Below are 15,630 nucleotides of genomic sequence, written 5' to 3'. Positions count from 1 at the left end.
CCGGGCTTGATCGCGTGTCATGTGCTATCCGCTGGAGGCCTTCAGATCGTGGCCTTGCGTGCGCAAATGATGACCGATCACGAGCCCGGTCAGACACAGCAACAGCCCGAGCGCCGGCGGCGCAAACAGCGCCTCCTCCTGGAAGATGCCGTTCACCAGCACGACCATCGTGCCGAACGCAGCGAGCCCCTGGATGAGGATTCCGGACGCGGCGTAAAGGCGCCAGGCCTTCAGCGCCACGGCAAAGAAGAAGCCGAGCGGCACCACTGCACCGATGCCCATCTGGTAGAGCAGGACGCCGACGGCGCTCTCCACCGCGCCGTCCATCGTGCCGGCCGCTTGCGCGGCGTTCCAGTCGATCGAGAAGTAACCTTCGGAGAGATTGCCGCCGACGCCGAGGCCGCGGCCGATCGGGTTGTGCAGGAATCCGTCCCAGCCGCCCATGAAGCCGATCACGTGAAAGTCGCCGATCTGGAGTCCGATGTAGATCGCCGCGATGGCATACAGCACGAGTCCGACGAGTGCGATGGCAAGGGTGATGGTGGCGCCGAGCAGCCAGGTTGCCGTCCAGGCCAGGGCCACGAAGATGACCAGGATGAGCGCGCCCTTCACGCTGCAGAGGATCAGCAGCGGGATCGCGGCCAGCGCGAGCCAGCGATACCCGACCGCGAACAGGAACAGGATGGAGAAGGCGATCCCGTAACCGAAGCTGATCGGGCTCATGTTCGGTCCGAAGATGCGCAAGATCGACGACAGTCCGAGATCCTCGAACAGCGGGCTGTTGAGAAAGCTGAAGCGGAAGCGGTCGATCAGGTCGACCGGGACATTGCCGGTTTGGCGCATCTCGGCTTCCCAGGCTCCGGAGCGGGTCGCCTTCAGCTCGTCGAAGTGCCAGAACGTGTAGCCATTGGTGATTTCGAGCCAGAAATCGCGAAACAGCAGTTCGACATAGCCGCAGACGATCAGCAGTGTGGCGACGGCCACCAGGAACGGCGTGATGCGGATCTCGAAGGTTGCGGCGGTCAGCAGCGACAGCTGAAACAGGAACAGCGGAAACGCGATGTTGCGCAGATAGACGAGGGCCGCATGCGCGTCCTGCGTGGCGCCGAGCAGAAAATACGCCCCCACGACTGCGAGGGTCATCAGCCCCCAATTCATGATCCGGTCGATCTCGGGTGAATGCTTGCGCTCGCGCAGCATGTACAGCGCCAGCGTGACCAGCCACATGACCGCGCAGATCAGGAAATTGTAGCCCTTGACGAAATCCATCTCCTGCTCGGTCGTGATGTAAGACGACAGGATCGAGACGAACAGATTCTGGAAGAAGATGATGAAGACGGCGATCGACGGCGCATAGGCCGGCGCCGCGAGCACGATGGCGCAGCCGATCAAGCCTTCGACGACGATCGCGAGCCCTGCATTGGCCGCCTGCATGATCGGCACGAAAGCGATCGATGCCACGGCGATGCCGAGCGCAGGAACGAGGTCGCCGGCCAACAGCGGCCGCGGGGCTATGTCTGCTCGCACAGGCTCTGACCTAAATGACCGGATGGGTGGCGTGCCACACCCGCATCGTCGATCTAGCCGCGCATTGTGTAAGAACCGGTTAACCAGATCGGTCAGCGCGTCCCGAGCAGCGCCCTCAGCACGTCGCGGTCGGCCTTGCCGGTGACGGCGTCGGCCAGGCCAAAGCCCTGCGACAGCTCCCAATGGGTCCAGCCCCAGCACTGCTGCCGGGCGTAGGCCGTGACGCCGGCGAGCCAGCGCAACCGGCTGTCGCGCGGTGCGCCGGCCTTGAGCACGCCAAACTCATTGATGATGATCGGACGGGAGTATTGCCGCTGCCAGGCAGCCGCGGGCTCCAGCCATTGGTCGATGCCGCGGTCGGGGATGGCGCGGTCGACCATCGCAAGCGCCTTGGACTTGTTCAGCGCGGTCAGCTGCTCCCGCAATTGTTGAACCTTCGGATCGTCGGCGCGGATCGGATAGGGCAATCCGACGACGTCGTGGAGCGACTCGTTCCGATCCCAATGGGCCTGATGGGTGAATACCATCGGATCGTAGAAGTGGATGGCATAGACGACATTCGGATCGTCGAGCGGCGTGAAGCCCGGCAGCGAGTCCGCGCGCTGCCAGTTGACCGGACCTGTGATCAGCGTGGTCTGCGGCAGCAATTGGCGAATGAAGCCGGCCAGTTCCCGGACCTCGCCTTGCCATTGCGCGGCATCGACCTCCGGCTCGTTCAGCAGTTCCGCAAACACCCGATCGGAGGGATAGCGCTGCATGACCCGCGCGAGCGCGGTCCAGGCGCTCTTCATTTCAGCCATCGCGCCGGGCGGATCGTCCTTGTGCAGCGCGTTGAAGTGCTGACCCGAATGCAGGTCGATCGATACCGCATAGCCGAGTGCGAGCAGGGTCCTCAGTGCGGCATCGACGGTCTGCAGCCGGCCGTCGATCTCCGCCTTCGTCGCGAAGCGCGGCATGACGAAGTCGGCAGGCACCGGCAGCCGGATGTGGGTCAGGCCGGCCTTGCGCAATTCGAGCAGCAGGCCGCGCGGCGGCGCCGATCGCGGATCGACAATCCAGCCATCGGCATTGACGCCGCGCGACAAGGCCTTGATCCGGTCCGCCGGGACGCCTTCGATCAGGGCAGGGCAGGCCCGCGCGGCGACGGACAGCAGAATGGATGCGGCGAAGACGATGGCGGGGATCGATAGCCGGGCCATCGGAAGATCAGCTCGCGATCGCTGCCGCAGCAGCGAGCCAAAACGCGGCGCGGCTGGCGCGCGGCTCACGCATACTGCCTGTCGTGCTGCTGACCTGCGACGGTGGACAGCAGTTCGTTGAGCACGACACCGGCAAGCTTGCGCTCAGCGCCACCGAGCGCGGTGATGATGTCTTCCATTGACGCGTTGATGTCGCGATCCACCGGCAGCGCCGCGATCAGCCTGTCGGCCATGTCGAACAGCCGCCGTTCGTCCGCGCCCCACGGCATTGGCGGGCCGTCGAGGATCACGAGATCGTGGCCGCCGGCGGAACGCGCCTGCGCGATCGCCTTCTGGATCGCCTCGCTGGCCTTGGCGGAACTGCCCTGGATCGCCGGCAGGATGGCAATGCCGTTTGCGGTGTTGATGGCGCGGGACGCCTTGCTGCCGATCGTGAGCCAGTCGAGCCGGCTCGGCCTGCTCTGGACGGGATGCGCGACCCTGTCGGTCAGAGCGTGGACGGCAGCGTCGGCGTCGATCAGCAGGACACGCGCGCCGTCGCGCGCGGCGACCAGCGCGATGTTGAGTGCGACAACGCTGCGATCGGGATCGTCGGCGGTGCCGATCACGGCCAGCACCGGAACGGCTTCCGGGGCGGCGCCCGTCGCCAGCGCCGCATGGATCTGCCGCATCGTGTTGGAGAACGGCCCCAGCGCCGAACTGGTCCGCAGCGTCGGCCAGCCGAACCGTGTGACGTCGGCGGGATTGTCGCCGGTCAGGATGCCACCAAGCGTGCGTATGACATCGGATTCCTGCAGCTCGGCGATCAGCGGCTTCTCGATCACGGGCTTGTCGATGAGAGCGGCTGCCGGCTGGATCGCAGGCGGTGCCTGCACCGGCGGCTTGGCCTTGGCGATGACGGGCTGCCGCTCCGGTGCGGCGTCCTGCTTCGGCTGGATCCGGGGACGGATCGGATCGGCGCCGGGCGCCAGCTGGCCGGCCGCAACGATCCAGGCCGCGGCGGCGAGCCCGCCGAACATGAACCCGATCATCGCGAGCAGGGTCATCGGCGGCGGGAAAGTGCGCTGCTGCGGGATCGTCGCATCGCCGATCACGCGCGCGCTCGAGGTGTTGAGGCTCTCCTGCTCCTCGGTCTCGCGCGAGCGCTTGAGGAAGGACTGATAGACGTCGCGGCTGGCATCGACCTCGCGCTCGAGCTCGCGCAGCCGCACCGACGCCTGGCTCATCTGCACGCTCTGGTGCTTCTGAACGTCGAGCGCCTTGTTGAGCGACGCCTCATAGTCGCGCGCCCGGGTCAGATCGTTCTTGGCGGATACCGCAAAGCGGTCGATCTCTTCCTTGATGGTCCGGCGCAGGTCCTCGACCTGCTGCTCGACCTGGCGCAGCGCCGGATGACGCGGCCCGAGCTCGCCCTGCAGTTCGGCCTGGCGCTTCTTGGCATCGGCATATTGCGAGCGCAGATTGGCGATGGTCGGCGACTGCAGCGCTTCGGCGGTCGCGCCCGCGTCCATCGACCCGCGGCGGCTGGCTTCGATCTGGTCATACTTGGCCTGCGCATCGAGCGTGAGCGCCCGCGCCGCCGCCAGCCGCTGGTTGCCGACCGAGAGCTGCTGGTCGGTGAGCAGATTGTCCTGCGAGCCGACGAAGTTGTTCTGCGCCTTGTAGGTCGCGAGCACCTCCTCGGCATTGCGCAGGCGCTGCTGCAGCTCCTTCAGCCGGCCCGACAGGTCGCGGGTGGCGCGCCGCGCGGCCTCGGCCTGCGACTGCTTGGACTCGGTGAGATAGGCCTTGGCGATCGCGTTGGCGAGCATCGCCGCCTTGACCGGATCATGCGACCACACGTCGATGTCGACGATGAAGGTGCGATCGGTCTTCTTGACGTTGATATGCCGGTTCAGCGTGTCGAGCGTCGTCATCTCGATCTGCTGTTGCTGCTCCGCCGTCGTGCGCGGCTCGATGCCGAACAGGCCGAGCAGCGGGGCGAGCAGGCCCGTGCTCGCGGCGCCACCGCCGAACTCGGGATCTTTCACCAGGCTGGTGTCGCGGATCACCTGCAGCAGCACATTGTTTGACGTGATCAGGCGCGACTGGCTCTCGACCACCATCGCGAGGCCGGAGACGTCCTGGGCGCGCGGGGTCAGCTCGCGTTCGACCAGCTGCAGCTCGCGCGGGTCGACATAGAGCTGGGCGCCGGCGGTATATTTCGGTGTCAGGCTCTTGCCGATCACGACCGCGATGCAGGCGCAGAGCAGCGCGACCGAGACGATCGCGACCTTGCGCACCCACAACAGCCGGACTAGCTCGAGCACGTTGAAGCCGGCCGGGATTGCGCCCCGGCGCGGCTCCGGCTTGGCCCGGTTGATCGGCTGGTCATAGCTAAGCATCGACCCCAGCTTCCGTCTGAATGGCCGCACGCATCGGCTGAGGAGCACTCTTTCGGGCCACGCAACGCGCACGAGGCGACGCGAAGGCGCAACACGAAAAATTAACCATATTCATTCGCCGACTATTCACCAGAAAGGCAAACAAAGGGTTTAAGCGCGGGCGCATCGGAACGCCTCCGCCATCGTCAGCACCGGGACATTGCGCCGCGCCGCTGCCTCCAGCGCGTAGGTCATCAGCTCAGGCGTGCAGCCATAAAGGCTCGGCGCGTCGGCGACGTCGTGGCTGTAGAAAATTAACCAGCCGTTGATGTTTGCCGTCTCGGCGAAGGCCATGTCGATCCGGTCGCGGGACATCTGGCGGTCGATCAGCGGCATGGCGCGGAGGAATTGCAGGTCGACGTCGCCGCTGTTCACGCCGGGCACGATGCTGCGGCAGGTGCGGAATTCGGACCTCAACTGGTGCTTCCGCGCGTAGGAGCCGTAGCCGAACGGGTAGGCGAAGGTCTCGACCGGCATGGTCGGATCGAGCGAATGGAAATAGGTCCGGTTGCGCGCGATCTCCGCGGCCAGCGAGGTCTCGTCGAGATCGCAGGCGCGGCGGTGCGAGAACGTGTGGCAGCCGACCTCATGGCCACGGCGATGCAGCGAGATGACGTCGTCGGCGCTTCCGGTGGTCCAGTCCGGTGCGTCCAGTCCAACCAGTCCGCCCGACACGTAGAACGTACCGCGGGCGCCGTAGGATTCCAGGATGTCGGCGCCGAATGTCGCCGCGCTCTTCGGCAGATCGTCAAAGGTGAAGGACACCATCGGCGTGGCATTGTTCAGGCGAAAACGCTCGACCTGCACATGCATCGCCAGCCGGTGGCTGACCTTGACCCTGGCTTCCGACCACAATGCGTTCATGAGCCAAGCTTCCGCAAGATCACGTGGTAGTCGCCGTGCCGGACGTCGATCTTGCCCGGCAGCAACGCGTTCATCGCCTTTGCGCCCGCGTCGATTATCGCGGCCAGCAGCGGCTTGCGCCGGCGCATCTCGGGATAGCGCGGGCTCTCGTACTTCTTCCGGTAGATGACCTGCAGTCCGCGGCCGGCCGCGAACGCCTCGAGGTTGCCAAGGGTCACCAGCGGATGGAAATGGGTCGGGAACGGCGCCTCGCCCGGCAGTCCGGCGTGCTTCTCGCCGCGCACATGGCGGTAGAACCAGACGTGGAACCAGTGCGGGGAGTATTTCGTGACGATGCCCGACAGCGACTTCGGGTTCGGTGCGCCGATCAGCAACAGCCCGTTCGGCTTGAGCGCCTCGCAGAACCCGCTCAGCACGGCCTCCACATCGGGGATGTGCTCGATGACGTTGTAGCAGATGATCAGGTCGAAACGCTGCGGCGGGAAGCGATGGGTCTGGATGTCGCCGAGGATGGCTTCCTGCGCATAGCTGTTGTTGCGGATCTGATCGGCGTCGATGTCGACGACGGTCACATGCGAACGGCGCAGCACGTCGAGCGGCAGATAGCTGGTCGAGCCGCCGCCGGCCTCGTAAATCGAGAGCGGACCGGCCGGCAGCCGGGCCTCGAGGATGCTGTGAACCGTGAGCAGGCTCTGCTTGGCTTCGCCGGGCGGCAAGGCCAGCAGCGATTCCGGATGGATTTCAGCGGGGATGGGCATCGAGAGTTCGGTGAGCGGGGCGGGACGCGTAGCAAGCGCGAGGGATCTGTTCATCGGCTCATCCAACGTTGCTGTTTGCGGATCTGGTGTGGAACATGATGAGGCCCCGCTTCAGCCGGCCGCGCAGGCGCGCGACGTCGAACAGCCAGCAGAGCGCGGCGTAGACGGCCAACCCCGCTCCAGTCAGCACGATGCTGGCGGGGAGATCGGCGAGGTCGAGAGCGCGGTCGAGCGCGCCGACGGTGAGCGCCATCGCGAGCGCGGCGATCGCGATCAGAGCGAGCCGGCCGAGCGGGATCGGAATCCGGAAAGCGAAGCGGCTCAGGACCAGGGCGCAGACAAAACCCGTGATGTCGGCGCCGAGCCGCGCCCATGCCGCGCCGATCGTGCCATCAAGGCTGACCAGCAGGTAGGACAAGATCACATTCGCGGCGATGATCGAGGCGGTGTTGATCAGGTAGAAGGAATTGCGTCCCGACAGCAGGAAGCTCGCATGCAGATATTGCTGCGTCAGCACCTGGAACAGCACGGCGATCGCGATGATCGGCATGATCTCGCTGGCAACCGCGCGGAAGTCCGCGCCGAGGACGATGTTGGCGACGTGCGGGGCGATCAGCGCGAAGCCGAGGCAGGCCGGCAGCGTGACGCCGGCAAGCAGCTCGAGGCAATCGGCGAGATGGCTCGTGACCGCGGCGTCGCCTTGCCGGGCATGGATCTGCACGGCCATCGGAAAGAACGCCGCGGCCATGCTCATCGCCGGCATCATCAGGGTCTGCCGCACCAGGTCGAGCGCCGCGACATATTTGCCGGCATCGGCCGCGCCGACCAGGTTCGCGATCATGAAACGGTCGGTCACGCTCGAGATCGCGAGCAGCGTCAGCGACAAGGTCAGCGGCAGGCCGGTGCGGGCGAGCGACCGCAAGTCGGCCCGGTCGAAATTGACGATGGTGCCGCGCCATGCGCTGCGCGATTGCACGAGCACGGCGACGAGATACGCCGTGGCGGCCGCGAGCAGCAGCAGCACACCGGTCGGGCTGGCCAGCGCAACCACGACGCCAAGGCCGAGCAGGGCGGCCGCGCGGACCAGCGTTGCCTTCATGACCGAGAGCGCCTTCAGCCGTGCACGCAGCAGATCCTGCGTCAGCTCGAACAGGCCGATTGCAATGGCGAGAACCACCGCCGCGAGCGCGGCGGCCGCGTCGAGGCCGACGAGCCGGGCCAGCAGATAGGCGATCGGCGCGGTGAGGCAGCAGATCAGGTAACCCGACGCCACCAGGCCGCGGACGTCGGTGCCGTCGTTGCGGGCGTGGCCGCTCAGGATCAGGTTGCGAAACCAACCGACCAGGAAGACCGATATGACCGAGGCGAAACCAACGCCGAGCAGAAAGATGCCATAGTCATGCGGCGCGAACAGCCGCGTGAAAATGAACACGCTGAAGAGTCCAAGCAGCGCCGAGAGCACGTTGGCGGTCAGGTTGATGCTGGCCTGTCCGATCAGCATGATGCGGCGAGCTCCGAGAGCCTTGTGGCCGCCGACGACGCCAGGATGGCGTCGCTCTCGGCCACGACCTCACGAATCGTCGCGACCGGCGTCCCCGAGAACGATGCGATCGAGAACGCGACGTCATCCCTGTTGGCGCGCAGCAGCAGCCGGGTGAGTTCGTCCTTGCTCAGGGTCGGATCGTCCCAGTAGCTGACGCATTGCGTTTTCGGCACGTCGGAGTGACGCAATGCGGCGGGCTCGTCGTTCTCGACGAAGAAGCCGTACAGCAAATATTCGGAGAACTCGCGGGTCCGGCACAGCGCCTCGATCCAGCTCATCCCGGTGACGGCCTCGATGCGTTCGGCGAGCGCGCGGGTGGTCTGCTTGTCCCAGAAGATGATGTGTCCGATGAAGTCCGGCGCCGGGAAGGGCGGCGTCGGCAGCCCGATCAGCTGATGGCTGGTCTTGAGCCAGCGTGAATGGCGCGGCTGGTCGGCGGTGACGGCATCGGCCATTTTCAGCAGCGGGATCGTGTTCGGGTACTGGAAGCGCGAAAGGTCGAAATCGCGGAAGAACACGATGTCGGAATCCAGGATGCAGAACCGCTCATAGGGCAACGCGATCGTCGCCGCGATCTTCAGGATCTGTTGCACATGCCAGCCGTTCACCGGCTTGGCGCGCAGCGACCACCAGAACTGGCGGCGCTTGCGCTGGATCATGCGCGGCAGCGGCCGCAGCCAGTCGGGCAGGAAGGAGGAGGCCGGAATGATGATGCGGCGTTCGCTTGCCAGCGGCGCGAACAGCGGCAGGTCGCAATCCGGGACCAGCAGATAATGCCTGGAGAACGACGTGACGTGACGATCCACGCTCTCGCAGAGCAGCGTGCAAATTTCCAGATCGCGCCCATAGGTCGGGGTCAGCAACGCGACAGGGTTCATCTCGTAACTCTCTCCGGCGACACCGTGTCAGGGCGGAACATCGTGGCCGCCAGACTTGTCCTGAACCTCAGTTCAGCAAGATCGGTGCCGAAGCGTTTTGACGGCCCTGCCGGCGGCGGCAATGGTTAAGCATTTGGTAAAACAACGGCCCGCCGCGGCCGTTAACGGATCGCAAATCATCGTTCGGCCGCGCGATTTTGATGCTGGACCGGGATGTTGCCCGGATATTGCAGTGCTGGCGTCTCGAATGCCGATGTAGTCGGCGCAGGCGAGTGCACATGCAGATTCGATGGTATTTCCGGCGGGTAAGCGGCGCGGCTGAACGGCGAGCCGCACCATCAGCCCATTTCGAGACATCCGCACTGTCGGCGCTGTGTGCTTTTGGCACGCGCGCTTTGAGCGAGCCGGCCGGAGCGCACGATGCCGACTGATCGCGGAATCACGCGGCGCGGTGCCCTCGTAGTCGCGGCGCTTGCCCTGAGCGGATTGTCGACCGCGCGAGCCGTGCCGTCAGCCCGATCGCAACTGGGTGCGGATTCGGCGCGGTTTGCCGGCGCCTTCGTCAACTGGGGCGAGACCGGCCGCGAGCAAGTGCTGCAGACCTGGGAGAAATGGCTCAATCGGCCGCGGTCGTCGGTGCTCGGCGTCGACTTCTATGGCCAGAACAGCTGGGACGACTTTCACAAGCTCGATTGGGTGCCGGGGCTCTGGAAGAAGCTCAATCCGGCGCGCAATCTGGTGTGGTCGGTGCCGCTCACCATCGCCGGCACGCCGCTCGCCGATGTCGCGGGTGGCGTGCACGATGCCGAGTTCGAGGCGGCCGCGCGCGCGATTGCAGGAGCACATCCGAAGGCGATCATCCGCCTCGGCTGGGAGATGAACATTTCCAACTCGGGCTGGTTCGCCAAGGGCAATGAGGCCGATTACGTCAAGGCGTTCCGTCGCGTGGTTGGAATCTTCCGTCGCCATTCCCGCGGTTTCAAATTCGACTGGTGTCCAGGCTGGGGAGCTCAGGACATGCCGGCCGACGCCGCCTATCCCGGCGACGACGTGGTCGATTTCATCGGCCTCGACGTCTACGACTTCAAATCGGACGGCAGCGCCGCGGAGCGCTGGACCAATTCCTGTTTGAAGGCGCCCTTCGGTCTCGAATGGCAGCGCACGTTTGCAGCGAAGCACGGCAAGCTGATGAGCTATCCGGAATGGGGCGTCGGCCAGTCCGGCGACAACGCGTTTTTCGTGCAGCAGATGCACGACTGGTTCGCCGCAAATCAGGCCGCGATCGCCTATGCAGCCTATTTCGATGTCGACGGCCTGTGGCCGACGCAGATCGATAACGGCCAGTTTCCGGAGTCCACGAGCCTGTTCCGCAAGTTGTTCGCGGGCTGAGCCCAACGCGATCAAGCAAAAGCCCGATCGATCCCGCGGACCGATCGGGCTTTGCTGTTCCTCTCTTGCTGCGTCAGGCGGCCTTGGTGTTGGTCAACAGCGTCAGGCCCATCTTCAGCTTGTCCTGCAGCGTGCGCTGGGCGAGGCAGGTGAACAGGCAGAGCTTGTCGCAGGCGATGGTCTCCTTGCGGCGGGCCTGCGCTTCCTCGCTGTACCAGATCTCGCGTGCGGTCTGGGTGCGCACGTTGCCGATCGGCTTGAAGAACCAGCACACTTCGAGGCGGCCGTCGGAGCGGATGAAATAATTCCGCATGCCGACGCGGCAGGGCATCACTTCCTTCGGCGCCTTCTCACGGCGGAAATGGTTCGGCCAGGCCCGCAGCACGGCCTCGCCGTTGAGGATCGGCGCGCCCTCGCGCTTCAGCCGCAGCAACTCGTCGCGGACCTTGATGAGATCGTCCAGCTCGTTCTCGCCGATCCACAGCTCGTCCTCGACCTCCTGCGTGCCCTGCTCGACCGGCTGGAAGCTCAGCGCGGTGGCGCCGATCTGCTGGATCCAGTCGACCATTTCGGGCAGGCGGCGGAAGTTCAGTCTGTGCACGACCGGCTTGATGATGATCGGGAAATCCAGACCTTCGGCACGGCGCTGCTCGGCGACGTTGCGGATGCCCTGGACGATGTCGCTCAGCGAGTTCTCAACGCCGCGCGAGTAGTTGTGAATCTTGGGATCGGTGGAATCGATAGAGATGTTGATGTTGAACGGGTGCGCCTCGACGGTTTGCGCCACGATCTTCTTGTTGAGATAGGCGCCGCCGTTGGTGGTGACGCCCCAGTGGATGTCGTTGTCGCGGCAGAACCGCAACAGGTCGAGAAAGCCCTTCTTGATGTAGGGCTCGCCGCCCGCGAATTCGACGTGATAGGCGCCGATGAATTCCTTCAGGCTCGCGAGCGCGCGCTGCCATTCGACGATCGACATCTCGTCGCGATAGTTCGGGCGGCGCCAGTAGTCGCAGTAGCGGCACTTGTAATTGCAGCGTTCGACCACCTCGGCGAAGATCGCGGCCGGGCGGGTGACGTCGCGTCCGGTGCGCAAATAGAGCTCTTCCGAGAGGGCGTTGCGGACGTGTTTGGTGCCGAGCGAGACGAGGTCGAGCGCTTTCAAGGTGAACCTCAGGCAGTGTTTTGCGTTGTTGCGATCGGATCGATCGAGGATTTATGGGTTGATCAGCAAATTGAATGCCAACTGCAACGCAAGACGCACAGCACGCGCGCGTGACGGCTCTTAACCCTAAGGATCGGCTAACAGCGTGGCGCCGATCGTGAGGCCGCGCCCCACGCGGCCGTCAATTCCTGCAAATCGCTTTGTTCGACTTCGAATTAACCTTGCGGCGAAGTTGCGGTAACGCGCGGCGCGTCTGGAGCGGATTTTGCCATGAGGTCGCCGTAACGTGTGTTTCGCGTCCGTATTGCCGCCTGTGCCGGTCACTTTGGGACGGCCATGTCCCATTCCGATCCGTGCCGGGATGATGCGTCGCGGATCGCGATTGCCAGGAGGGCATGGAGATGTCGACCGAGCTTGCTGTAGCGGACCGCGCCTGGGTAACCATCTCGCCCGCGCTGGATTGCTCCGTCGAGACCGTCATCTGCATTCCGAGCTTCCGCCGGCCCCAACACTTGCGGCTGACGTTGGAGTCGGTGGCGGCTCAGCGCACCGAGCGCAGCTTTGCGATCGTCGTGGTCGAGAACGATGCCGCGCGCTGCGAGAGCGCGCCGGTCGCGGCCGAGTTTCTCAATTCCGGCAAGCTTCGCGGGATCTGCATCGTCGAGCCGCGGCAGGGCAATTGCCAGGCGATCAACGCGGCGTTCGAGACCGCGCTCGAGACCTTTCCGAACGCGCAGAACTTCCTGATGATCGACGACGACGAGGTCGCCTCGCCGGACTGGCTGGAGCGGATGGTGCAGGCGGCGGAGAGCTCCGGCGCCGAGATCGTCGGCGGCCCGGTGTGGCCGAATTTCGATGACAAGCACAAAGGCAGCCTCAGGCGCCATCCGGCGTTCGCACCGGCCTATCATGCCAGCGGTCCCGTCCCGGTGATCTATGGTTGCGGCAACTGCCTGATCCGGCGCGCGGTGTTCGACAAGCTTGGACAGCCCGCCTTCGACCTGCGCTTCAACTTCCTCGGCGGCGGCGACCACGACTTCTTCGCGCGGGCGCGCCGCGCCGGCTTTCGCTTCTTCTGGGTTACGGACGCCGTCATCAGCGAGACCGTTCCCTCGACCCGGACCAATCTCGGCTGGATCGTGCGGCGCGGATTGCGGATCGGCGCGATCAACTATCACATCGAGCGCAAGGCGGCGCAGACAATGTGGTCGCGCGCGGTCGTCAAGGCCAAGATGTTCGGCTTGGTGCCGTTCTCACTGTATCGCTTCACGCGCATCGTGCTGCGCGAACATCAGGCGGTGATTGCGATGCACCCGATGGTGGTCGCGGTCGGCAGCGCGCTTGCCGTGCTCGGTATCGAGCCGCAGCCCTACGCAGCTTCCAAGATCGCGTCGTGAGTGAGTTGTCCGTCACCGCGGAAAGCCGGGCGCTGATCGCCGACATTGCGCGCCGGCCGGTGATGGATATCGTCCGCGGCGCATTCTTTGTCGGCATTCTCCTGCTGGTCTGGATATCGCTGCGTCCGTTCGCGGATCTGAGCGGCTTCTATGTCGGTGACGTGGTCACCGGCAAGGATGCGGTGCTTTACGCCCTGTTCGGCGTGTTGACGGTCGCGATGCTGGCGCTGACCTTGCGCGACAATCTGCCGGCGCTGAAATCATTGCTGACGCCAGCTTTCCTGCTGTTCGCGGGCTGGATCTGCGTCACCGTCGTGCTGTCGACCGATCCCGCCACCTCGCTGCGCCGCCTGGCGCTGTCGGTGTTCGTGATCGTGGTGACCGCGACGCTGCTGCTGCTGCCGAAATCGCAGGGCGAATTGATGCGCTGGTTCGGCATCGCCGCGCTGGTCCTGCTGGTGACGTGTTACCTCGGCGTCTTCCTGGCGCCGCATCTGTCGATCCACCAGGCCACTGATCCGCAGGAACCGGCGCTTGCCGGCAACTGGCGCGGCGCGTTCGGCCACAAGAACGTCGCGGCCGCGATGATGGCGATGCTGATCTTCCTGGGCATCTATCTGATGCGCGCCGGTGGCTGGCTGTCGGGCATCGCCGTGACCGGGCTTGCTGCGGTGTTCCTGTTCTTTACCGCCGGCAAGAGCGCGATCGTGCTCTGCGTCGCCGTGCTGATGCTGACCGCGCTGATGCCGGTGGTCTGCTCGCTGTGGGGCCGCGCGCTGCTGCTGCTGACACCGCTGGTGCTGCTCAATCTGTTCAGCGTCGGCACCGTGATGAGCGATACGCTTGCCGCGATCGCCGACCGGATGCCGATCGACACCTCCTTCACCGGCCGCGCCGACATCTGGGCCTTCGCCCTCGAATCGCTGCATCAGCGGCTATGGACCGGCTACGGCTTCGAGTCGTTCTGGGGCACCAGCGCGATCCAGAACCTGCAGGAAGGCAAGGAGTGGGCGGGCTACGCCTCGCACAGCCACAATGGCTATCTCGACACCGCGCTTGGGACCGGTCTGCCCGGTCTCGTGCTGTTGATCGCGGCTGTTGTCGTCAAGCCGTTGCGCGACTTCCAGGCCGCGGATCGCGGCGGCAATGATGCGCCGCTGACGATACTGTTCCTGCGGATCTGGCTGTTCGGCCTCTATCTGTCGTCGATGGAGAGCTTCTTCCTGGATCGCGCCGACACGATCTGGGTGACGTTCCTGATCGCGGTACTCGGGCTGCATTATCTGGCCCGGTTCCGGATGCGCAGCGAGATCTAGAGCTGTGCGCGGACCGCGTTGGCAACGTCCGTCCACCAGCCGTCGAAATCGAACGGCACGGGCACGGTCGGCCGCTTCAGCGCCGTGACGATCCGGTCGGCATAGGCCGCACTGTCGGCGTCGCGCGGCACCAGCAGGATGGCGCCGCGATCGATCAATTCCTTGAAGCGCGGATGGTGGTCGAATTCATCCGGCAGCGCCGGGCCGGTGACGATCAGCGGGCGGCCTGACTGCACGCAGGCCAGGATGCTGGAGCGCCGCGCGGTCAGGCCCTCGGCCAGCGAGTAGCAGAACACGTCGATCTCGCCGAGCAGGCCGAACACCTCGTGATCGGAGGCGACATAGCCGGAAACGATCACATCGCCCTTCAGCCCTAGCTCGGCGACGCGGGCATAGAACTTCTGCTCGATGTTGTCGGTGCCGCGGATGAAGGAGCCGACATAGACGATCAAGGGCTCCAGGCCCCGCTGCTTCAGGATCGCGCCGATCTCGAGCAGTCCGTTCGGCTGCTTGCCCGGATAGATCGAGCCGAAATGCCCGACGATGAGCTGGCCGTTGCTGCGTGCCGCGACGAGCCGCTGCAACAGCATCGAATCCGAAAAGCCGGCCGGCGCCGCGATGTTCGGCGGCAGCGGCGCCAGCACGCATTTCCGGACCATGCCGCGCATGATGCGGTCATCGGCGAGTTCGCGGCGCACCAGCGGCGAGAACATCACGATGGTATTGGCGAGCCACAAAGCGGGGATGTAGGTGAGCCGGCGGATGCCGTTGAGGCCGGCCCATTCGTGCTGAATCAGCACAACCTTGCGGCCTCGCAGCCGGGCGAACAGCAGCGCGAGCAGCGGGCGCGCGATCACGCGCTTCCAGGCCACGATCGGGAAGTTGCAGACCACGCTGTCCGCGCTGCCGACCGCGCGCCAGATCTCGCCGATCGTGCCGTCGGTCTGGGTCAGGGTTAACGCCGTGCTGGCGCCGGGCTCGAGCTTGTCGATCGTCTCCTGCAGCAGGCGGGTGAATTGCCCGACGCCGCAGTGCATCCGCGGCCCGGCGCCGAGAAACAGCGCGCGATATCGGGGTGGTTCAGTCATTCAGTCCTGTCGGCCACGGCGGCCGGCTCCGGAAACGTCGCGGTTAGCCATATCGGCGAGACATTAGCTTTGCGTAACCCCGCGCG

12 protein-coding genes are annotated in these 15,630 nt (G+C 65.2%); 3 read left to right on the top strand and 9 right to left on the bottom strand.

The features are described from left to right. Nucleotides 1–24: 24 nt before the first annotated feature. From JQ573_RS17500 to JQ573_RS17470, 7 genes are all read right to left on the bottom strand, one after another. Nucleotides 25–1,527: a hypothetical protein gene (locus JQ573_RS17500; protein ID WP_312011536.1), complete on the bottom strand. Its 1,503-nt coding sequence runs from the start codon at nucleotides 1,525–1,527 to the stop codon at nucleotides 25–27. Nucleotides 1,528–1,619: 92 nt separating this feature from the next. Next, the gene (locus tag JQ573_RS17495) at nucleotides 1,620–2,726 is read right to left on the bottom strand and encodes a glycoside hydrolase family 5 protein (RefSeq protein ID WP_212313662.1); all 1,107 of its coding nucleotides are present in this window, start codon (nucleotides 2,724–2,726) and stop codon (nucleotides 1,620–1,622) included. Between the two features lie 65 nt (nucleotides 2,727–2,791). Next, a complete protein-coding gene (locus JQ573_RS17490; RefSeq protein WP_212313661.1) occupies nucleotides 2,792–5,110 on the bottom strand; it encodes an exopolysaccharide transport family protein in 2,319 nt (772 codons plus the stop codon). 150 nt (nucleotides 5,111–5,260) lie between these two features. Continuing rightward, the gene (locus JQ573_RS17485; RefSeq protein WP_212313660.1) at nucleotides 5,261–6,013 is read right to left on the bottom strand and encodes a polysaccharide deacetylase family protein; all 753 of its coding nucleotides are present in this window, start codon (nucleotides 6,011–6,013) and stop codon (nucleotides 5,261–5,263) included. Then, on the bottom strand, nucleotides 6,010–6,825 hold the full coding sequence (locus JQ573_RS17480; RefSeq protein ID WP_212313659.1) for a bifunctional 2-polyprenyl-6-hydroxyphenol methylase/3-demethylubiquinol 3-O-methyltransferase UbiG: 816 nt from the start codon (nucleotides 6,823–6,825) through the stop codon (nucleotides 6,010–6,012). The genes JQ573_RS17485 and JQ573_RS17480 overlap by 4 nt, the downstream gene beginning before the upstream one ends. A 4-nt stretch (nucleotides 6,826–6,829) precedes the next feature. After that, nucleotides 6,830–8,272: a lipopolysaccharide biosynthesis protein gene (locus JQ573_RS17475; protein ID WP_212313658.1), complete on the bottom strand. Its 1,443-nt coding sequence runs from the start codon at nucleotides 8,270–8,272 to the stop codon at nucleotides 6,830–6,832. Further along, nucleotides 8,266–9,192 carry a DUF6492 family protein gene (locus JQ573_RS17470; RefSeq protein WP_212313657.1) on the bottom strand — a complete coding sequence of 309 codons (927 nt, stop codon included), beginning with the start codon at nucleotides 9,190–9,192 and terminating at the stop codon, nucleotides 8,266–8,268. Before JQ573_RS17470 ends, JQ573_RS17475 begins: the two co-directional genes overlap by 7 nt. 420 nt (nucleotides 9,193–9,612) lie before the next feature. Between JQ573_RS17470 and JQ573_RS17465 the strand changes: the two genes are divergently transcribed. Continuing rightward, entirely contained in the window at nucleotides 9,613–10,581 is a 969-nt protein-coding gene (locus JQ573_RS17465) for a hypothetical protein (RefSeq protein WP_212313656.1), read from the top strand. A gap of 73 nt (nucleotides 10,582–10,654) precedes the next feature. On the opposite strand, the gene JQ573_RS17460 is transcribed toward JQ573_RS17465, so the two are convergent. After that, nucleotides 10,655–11,743: a radical SAM protein gene (locus JQ573_RS17460; protein ID WP_212313655.1), complete on the bottom strand. Its 1,089-nt coding sequence runs from the start codon at nucleotides 11,741–11,743 to the stop codon at nucleotides 10,655–10,657. A 401-nt stretch (nucleotides 11,744–12,144) separates the two neighbouring features. Between JQ573_RS17460 and JQ573_RS17455 the strand changes: the two genes are divergently transcribed. Further along, nucleotides 12,145–13,140 carry a glycosyltransferase family 2 protein gene (locus tag JQ573_RS17455; RefSeq protein WP_249131902.1) on the top strand — a complete coding sequence of 332 codons (996 nt, stop codon included), beginning with the start codon at nucleotides 12,145–12,147 and terminating at the stop codon, nucleotides 13,138–13,140. Then, the gene (locus JQ573_RS17450; protein WP_212313652.1) at nucleotides 13,137–14,456 is read left to right on the top strand and encodes an O-antigen ligase; all 1,320 of its coding nucleotides are present in this window, start codon (nucleotides 13,137–13,139) and stop codon (nucleotides 14,454–14,456) included. The genes JQ573_RS17455 and JQ573_RS17450 overlap by 4 nt, the downstream gene beginning before the upstream one ends. Here the strand turns inward: JQ573_RS17450 and JQ573_RS17445 are convergent. After that, nucleotides 14,453–15,544, bottom strand: a complete 1,092-nt coding sequence (locus JQ573_RS17445) for a glycosyltransferase (protein WP_212313651.1) — start codon at nucleotides 15,542–15,544, stop codon at nucleotides 14,453–14,455. The genes JQ573_RS17450 and JQ573_RS17445 overlap by 4 nt on opposite strands. Between the last annotated feature and the right edge of the window lie 86 nt (nucleotides 15,545–15,630).

This window comes from Bradyrhizobium sp. AUGA SZCCT0105 (genome assembly GCF_018129565.1).
Taxonomy (GTDB): Bacteria; Pseudomonadota; Alphaproteobacteria; order Rhizobiales; family Xanthobacteraceae; genus Bradyrhizobium.
Note: the sequence above shows the minus strand (reverse complement) of the source record. Positions and strands in the feature narration are given on the sequence as shown.